The sequence below is a fragment of the Rhizobacter sp. P3_B12 genome (genome assembly GCF_056402895.1).
On sequence record NZ_JBFUGN010000399.1, the window covers coordinates 1 to 5312 of the forward strand.

At 68.0% G+C, this 5312-nt stretch carries 5 protein-coding genes and 1 pseudogene; 5 read left to right on the forward strand and 1 reads right to left on the reverse strand.

Features of this window, described 5'->3' with window-relative positions; translation table 11 throughout:
- Positions 1–761: pseudogene (locus tag AC1D01_RS19535) on the reverse strand (hypothetical protein); the annotation flags it as partial.
- Positions 762–867: 106 nt separating this feature from the next.
- Here AC1D01_RS19535 and AC1D01_RS19540 point away from each other — a divergent pair.
- The 5 genes from AC1D01_RS19540 (at position 868) to AC1D01_RS19560 (ending at position 5226) form a co-directional block, all read left to right on the forward strand.
- Entirely contained in the window at positions 868–1032 is a 165-nt protein-coding gene (locus AC1D01_RS19540) for a hypothetical protein (protein ID WP_477869180.1), read from the forward strand.
- Positions 1033–1115: 83 nt separating this feature from the next.
- Complete coding sequence (locus AC1D01_RS19545) at positions 1116–1748, forward strand: DUF1003 domain-containing protein (RefSeq protein ID WP_477869182.1); 633 nt, start codon at positions 1116–1118, stop codon at positions 1746–1748.
- A gap of 17 nt (positions 1749–1765) precedes the next feature.
- Positions 1766–4159 carry a phosphoketolase family protein gene (locus AC1D01_RS19550; RefSeq protein ID WP_477869184.1) on the forward strand — a complete coding sequence of 798 codons (2394 nt, stop codon included), beginning with the start codon at positions 1766–1768 and terminating at the stop codon, positions 4157–4159.
- A gap of 4 nt (positions 4160–4163) precedes the next feature.
- Positions 4164–5096, forward strand: coding sequence for a carbamate kinase (locus AC1D01_RS19555; protein WP_477869188.1), 933 nt, complete (start codon positions 4164–4166; stop codon positions 5094–5096).
- Positions 5089–5226, forward strand: coding sequence for a hypothetical protein (locus tag AC1D01_RS19560; RefSeq protein WP_477869186.1), 138 nt, complete (start codon positions 5089–5091; stop codon positions 5224–5226). The genes AC1D01_RS19555 and AC1D01_RS19560 overlap by 8 nt, the downstream gene beginning before the upstream one ends.
- Positions 5227–5312 lie beyond the last annotated feature (86 nt).

Sequence of the window (5312 nt, forward strand, 5' to 3'; positions counted from 1 at the left end):
GCCTGGAGGCGAGCGCTCCGGCGTATGAAGATGAGACCAGAGACTGTCAGCAAGAAGGCGAAGAAGACATTGAGACCCAACAGCAGCCGTTGGGTTGTTCTGGAAGCTTCGCCCAGCTGGAGCGAGAACGCGTTGGTAAGCCGAGTGAGCTGTTCGTTCAGCTCCGGGGCCCTCCGGCGCATCTCGTCGACCTCTGCGGACTGAGGGGCACCAGCAAGGATTCGCTCCCGCGCACGGTCGACCAGGCGGCGCATGTCTTCGATCGTCTGATCGCCCTGCGTCCAGGTGGCGATGGGTGTGGACATGAAAGAAGCGTGCTGGAACAAGCGAAACATGCGGATGAGGCCGTCGATATCGTCTGGATGATTGCCGCCATCCAGAAACCCGCGCCTCGCGGCGGCGATGTCCGGCTCCGTTCGTTGCAGCGCCTCGCGTGCGGCGCGATCGCCAAGCGGATTCGCGAGCGCCGATACGAACTGTTGGTAGTCCGCCTCCCGGTGCTGTTCGGCGTAGCTCAGCAGGTAGATCTGCGCATCCTTCTGCCCCTTGGAATAGAGGCTCTCCCCCGCGACGTAGGCTCGAACCGTGGAAAGCATCTGGATGCTGAACGCCGCCACCGACGCCTGCAGGATGATCATCGTGACGAAGACGGCGATGATGGGCCAGTGGCGTGGCATGCGCGCCGTACGTGCAGCGCTCGGTGCCGACGTCCCGTTCATGCGCAGCGCGCCGATGGATTCGCCGAGCAGCGGACGCTGCAACCAACCTGCTGGATGTCGAGCATGAGACTGACCCCCTGGGCCTGGCACTGACTGCCCCAGGCCACATCGCGTCTTCACAAAGCTTGTCGCGCATGTCGGATGAGCGATGAGCAGCGATGTGCGCTCATGGCCGTCCGCGCTGACCAACGATCCGAAGCATTGTGAGGCCGAGGACTGCCGCACCCCACGCTTCTTCGAACTCATGGCGAGCTGTGTGCCCTGGCAGACAGACGACGATGGCGAGACGTGCGACGGTCCACCCGTCGGCTGAGACGGCATGCACTCGCAGCTCACCGCGATGATCGAGGGCTTCACCGAAAGCCAGGGCATAGAGACGGGCAACTGCGAGATCCGATGAAACCGGCATTGCCAAGGCGCGCTGAATCGAAGCACGGCTCCCGGTCGCGCAGCCGGCGGCCGACCGTCTCTCGAGACGCCGATGCGATCGCCACCGAACTGCTCGGCGCGCCGTACGTCTCGCTGGATGCACGGACGCAGAAGGTGGCGCGCCACGTGGCGCAGCGCGCGCATATCGCGCGACAGGCGACAGACGACGCCGATCCGGCGCCTGGCCGTTCGGCACGTGCGGCCGACGCAGTGGCGCGATTTGGCGGCTCGTGGGTGTTCATCGGCCTGTTCGGACTGACGATGGTCGTGTGGGTCGGGCTCAACGCCTGGCTGCTGGCACAGCAAGGCAGCACCTTCGATCCCTACCCCTACATCCTGCTGAATCTCTTCCTGTCCATGCTGGCGGCCATCCAGGCGCCGGTCATCCTGATGTCGCAGAACCGCCAGGCGGAGAAAGACCGCTCGCATGCGGAGCACGACTACGAAGTGAATCTGAAGGCCGAGCTGGAAATCATGCTGCTCCACGACAAGCTCGACCTGCTGCGCGAAGACCAATGGCGCGAACTGCTCGACGTGCAGTCGGAGCAGCTTCGGTTGCTGCAGCATCTGGTCAATCCCGACGCCACCCGCCCGGAATGAAGCATCAAGGGAATCCCATGCCACTCGACCTCATCGGCCGTCCGACCGCCGGACCAGACACCGACTTCCACCTGCTGGACGCCTGGTGGCGTGCCGCCAACTACCTGTCGGTCGGGCAGGTCTACCTGATGGACAACCCGCTGCTGCGCGAGCCGCTGCAGTTGTCGCACATCAAGCCGCGCCTGCTCGGCCACTGGGGCACGACACCGGGACTGAACTTCGTCTATGCGCACATGAACCGCGTGATCACTGCGCGCGCGCTCGATGCCCTCTTCATCGCCGGCCCCGGACACGGCGGGCCGGGCGTGGTGGCGAACACCTACCTGGAGGGCCGCTACAGCGAGGTCTATCCGCACGTGAGTTGCGACGCGGCCGGCCTGAAGCGGCTCTTCACGCAGTTCTCTTTTCCGGGCGGCATCCCGAGCCACGTGGCCCCCGAAACGCCGGGCTCGATCCACGAGGGCGGCGAGCTGGGCTACTCGCTGTTGCACGCCTACGGCGCGGTGTTCGACAACCCCGCGCTGCTTGCTTGCTGCGTTGTCGGTGACGGCGAGGCCGAGACGGGCGCGCTGGCCGCCAGCTGGCATTCGAACAAGTTCCTGAACCCGGCGCGCGACGGCGCGGTGCTGCCGGTGCTGCACCTGAACGGCTACAAGATCGCCGGCCCGACGCTGCTCGCGCGCATCGGCGACGACGAACTGGCGCAGCTGCTGCGCGGCTGCGGGCACGAGCCGCTGTTCGTGGCGGGCGACGACCCGATGACGATGCACCGGCTGATGGCCGACGCGCTCGACACCGCGCTCGACCGCATCCGCGCGATCCAGGCCGAGGCGCGCGCGGGGGGCTTTCGCCACCGACCGCGCTGGCCGATGATCGTGCTGCGCTCGCCCAAGGGCTGGACCGGGCCGAAGCGCGTCGACGGCGTGCCGATCGAGGGCACGTTCCGCGCGCACCAGGTGCCGCTGACCGACTTCGCCACCAAGCCGGCCCACGTCGCGCTGCTGGAAGACTGGCTGCGCAGCTACCGGCCGCAGGAGCTGTTCGACGAGCATGGCGCACTGCGCGCCGAGATCGCTGCCATCGCGCCGCGCGGCGCGCAGCGCATGAGCGCGAACCCGCATGCGAACGGCGGCCTGCTGCTGAAGGACCTGGCTTTGCCGGACTTTCGCGACTACGCCGTCACGGTGCCGGCCCCCGGCGCCGTCACCGCCGAGGCAACGCGGGTCAGCGGCCAGTTCCTGCGCGACGTGATGCGCCTGAACGCCGCCGATCGCAACTTCCGGGTGATGGGGCCGGACGAGACCCAGTCGAACCGGCTGGGCGCCTTGTTCGAGGTGACCGATCGCATGAGCAGCGCACAGATCGTCGACGGCGACGAACACGTGGGCGCCGACGGGCGCGTGATGGAAGTGCTCAGCGAGCACCTGTGCCAGGGCTGGCTGGAGGGCTACCTGCTGACCGGGCGGCACGGCATCTTCTCCTGCTACGAGGCCTTCATCCACATCGTCGGTTCGATGTTCAACCAGCATGCCAAGTGGCTGAAGGTGACGCGCGGCATCCCTTGGCGGCGCCCGATCGCCTCGCTGAACTACCTGCTGACCAGCCACGTCTGGCGCCAGGACCACAACGGCTTCAGCCACCAGGACCCAGGCTTCATCGACCACGTCGTCAACAAGAAGGCCGAGGTGGTGCGCGTCTACCTGCCGCCGGATGCGAACACGCTGCTGTCGGTGGTCGACCACTGCCTGCGCAGCCGCAACTACGTCAACGTGATCGTCGCCGGCAAGCAGCCCGAACTGCAATGGCTGGACATGGACGCAGCCGCGCGCCACTGCACCCAGGGCGCCGGCATCTGGACCTGGGCCGGCAACGATGCCGGCGTGGCGCCCGACGTGGTCATGGCCTGCGCCGGCGACGTGCCCACGCTGGAGACAATGGCGGCGGTGGACCTGTTGCGCCGCGTGCTGCCCGAGCTCAAGGTGCGGGTGGTCAACGTGGTCGACCTGATGGTGCTGCAATCGCCGTCGGAGCATCCGCATGGCATGGCCGATGCGGCGTTCGATTCGATCTTCGGCACCGATGCGCCGGTGATCTTCGCCTTCCATGGCTACCCGTGGCTGGTCCACCGGCTGGTCTATCGGCGCCGCAGCCACGGCAACTTCCACGTGCACGGCTACCAGGAAGAAGGAACGACGACCACGCCCTTCGACATGACGGTGCTGAACCGGCTGGACCGCTTCCACCTGGCGGCCGATGCGATCGACCGCGTGCCGCGCGTGCACGAGCGTGCCGGCCACGCACAACAGCACCTGCGCGACCGGCTGCTGGAACACCGGGCCCATGTGAACCGCCACGGCATCGACATGCCGGAGATCGCCGACTGGCGCTGGGAGCCACGCCATGTCGCTTGAAGGCATGAAGATCGTCATCGCGCTGGGCGGCAATGCCCTGCTGCGCCGCGGCGAGCCACCGACCGGCGCGAACCAGCTCGCCAACATCCGGCGCGCCGCCGCGCAGATCGCGCTGGTGGCCGAGGGAGCACGCCTGGTGCTCACACATGGCAACGGCCCGCAGATCGGCCTGCTGGCGCTGCAGGCGGCGCAGGCCGGCAACGAGCCGCACCCGCTCGACGTGCTGGGCGCGCAGACCGACGGCATGATCGGCTACCTGCTGGAGCAGGAACTGGCCAACCTGCTGCCCTCGCGCGTGCTGGCCACCTTGTTGACGCGCATCCAGGTGAGCCTGGCCGACCCTGCCTTCGCCGCGCCGAGCAAGCCGATCGGGCCGATGTACGACGCAGCGCAGGCCCGGCGCATCGGCAAGGACCACGGGTGGACGATGGCAGCCGACGGCCCGGGATTCCGGCGCGTGGTGGCCTCGCCGGCACCGGTGCGGGTGCTGGGACTGCAACCCATCGAGTGGCTGCTGGCCCAGGGCGTGTTGGTGATCGCGGCCGGCGGCGGCGGCATCCCAGTGGCAGCCGAAAGTGACTGCTACCGGCTGCATGGCGTGGATGCGGTGATCGACAAGGATGCGTGCAGCAGCCTGCTGGCACGTGAACTGCACGCCGACCTGCTGGTGATCGCCACCGATGTCGAGGCGGTGTACCTCGATCACGGGAAGCCAACGCAGCGCGCGCTCGGGCGCGTCACGCCGTCGGACCTGCAGCAGTCGGATTTCGCCGCCGGCTCGATGGGCCCCAAAGTGGCCGCCGCCTGCGACTTCGTGAACGCGACCGGGCGCCGCGCGGCCATCGGCTCGCTGGAGCACATCGTCGCCATGGTGCACGGCACGGCCGGCACGCAGGTGCGCGCCGACGCTCTGCCGAAGGAGCCTCGCCATGGCTGACAGGCACCTGCTGCTGGCCRCAGCCGTGTTGCTGCCGATGGACGCCGAAGTCAGCTGGCACCTGCCTGCCGGCCCCAGGACCTACTGGCGCGGCACGGTGACACACCTGACCTGCGAGTTCGCGACCTGAGTCGCGATCAGCCGTACCGCCCGGCAGCGGGGGTCGTCGGTGCGCCAGCGCACCGACGCCGTGCCCGATGCAGCCCAGTCTCGCGT

What these genes read in the sequence shown, in the direction of transcription:
- AC1D01_RS19540 (WP_477869180.1), top strand. Translation starts at nt 868, where the DNA reads ATGAGCAGCGATGTGCGCTCATGGCCGTCCGCGCTGACCAACGATCCG.
- AC1D01_RS19545 (WP_477869182.1), top strand. Translation starts at nt 1,116, where the DNA reads ATGAAACCGGCATTGCCAAGGCGCGCTGAATCGAAGCACGGCTCCCGG.
- AC1D01_RS19550 (WP_477869184.1), top strand. Translation starts at nt 1,766, where the DNA reads ATGCCACTCGACCTCATCGGCCGTCCGACCGCCGGACCAGACACCGAC.
- AC1D01_RS19555 (WP_477869188.1), top strand. Translation starts at nt 4,164, where the DNA reads ATGAAGATCGTCATCGCGCTGGGCGGCAATGCCCTGCTGCGCCGCGGC.